The sequence below is a fragment of the Bradyrhizobium sp. SBR1B genome (assembly GCF_014198205.1).
Classification (GTDB): domain Bacteria; phylum Pseudomonadota; class Alphaproteobacteria; order Rhizobiales; family Xanthobacteraceae; genus Bradyrhizobium.
Genome location: NZ_JACIHC010000083.1, coordinates 1 through 1,106, shown reverse-complemented (window position 1 = coordinate 1,106; position 1,106 = coordinate 1). Strand labels below are relative to the sequence as shown.

Sequence of the window (1,106 nt, the reverse complement as noted above, 5' to 3'; positions counted from 1 at the left end):
ACTCCACATCACTGCGGGCTGCACATAAGTCGAGGATGAGCAGGTCCGGCTTTGCCAGTGCCTTGAGCAGGCGGCCGTAGCGGCCGTCGTCTCTGGCGAGGGCCAGCGTTGCGAAGAGCCGTGGCACGCGGTGATAGGCGACGGAGAGATCTTCGCGGCAGGCCTGGTGGCCAAGCGCGCAGGCGAGCCAGCTCTTGCCGACGCCCGCGGGGCCAATCAGCAGCAGATTGTGCTGCTGGCGGATGAAGTCGCAGCCGGCGAGCTTGAGGAAGAGGTTGCGGTCGAGGCCGCGGGCGGCGCGGAAATCGACATTCTCGACCTGGGCGTCGTGGCGCAGCCTGGCGGCGCGGGCACGGGCCTCGAAACGCTTCTGACGACGCGTTGTCACCTCGCTCTCTATGAGGAGGGCGAGCCATTCGCTGTGTTCGAGACTGTGGGCTTCCGGCAGGGTCTGCAGGTTCTGAAAGGCGGCAGCCATGCCGTGCAGGCCGAGATCGCGCAGCATATCGATGGTGGGATTGTTCAGCATTTTCGATTGTCTCCTCAATGAAAATATCCGGGGCCACGCAGATTGGCGTGCTCCATGACGGCAGGGGCCTCGTCGGTCTCGTGCGGGGCTTTGTAAGTGGCGATGAGCGAGGTGACGCTTTTGCAGGTCAGCCCGCCGATGGCGACGGCGCGAGCCGAGACGGCCTCGGCGCGTCTGCAGTCGATGTCGGGAAAAAGACGCATGACGCCCAGGCTTGTCCTGAAGCCCTGTTCGGGATGCGGGCGGCTGGCCAGGATGGCGGTGATCAGGCTCTCGGTGTGCGGGCCAATCGTGGCGGCCCAGCGACGAAAGCGATCGGGCGTCCACTCGGCGTAGCGACGATGGGAGGACGGCATATGGTTGGGATCGGTTCCAAAGCGGGAGCCGCCATAGCGACGCTGATGGACTGCGATGCGTTGGCCGCGATGGAATATCTCGATGGTGCGGGCCGTCGCTCGCACATCGACCTGCTGGCGGGTGAGCCGGTGCGGCACGGAATAGAAGAAGCGGTCGAACTCGACATGATAATCCGTGGAGACCCGGGCAAGCCGCCATTCGGCGAACTCGTAGTCCTCTG

2 protein-coding genes are annotated in these 1,106 nt (G+C 64.7%); both read right to left on the bottom strand.

Annotated elements, in window-relative coordinates; all coding sequences use genetic code 11:
* Positions 1 to 529 (bottom strand): ATP-binding protein (locus GGD61_RS40180; RefSeq protein ID WP_183232553.1); only part of this gene is annotated, 529 nt, incomplete at its 3' end.
* 14 nt (positions 530 to 543) lie between these two features.
* Positions 544 to 1,106, bottom strand: a 563-nt coding sequence (locus GGD61_RS40175) for a transposase (protein WP_183232552.1), incomplete at its 5' end; no start/stop codon positions are given.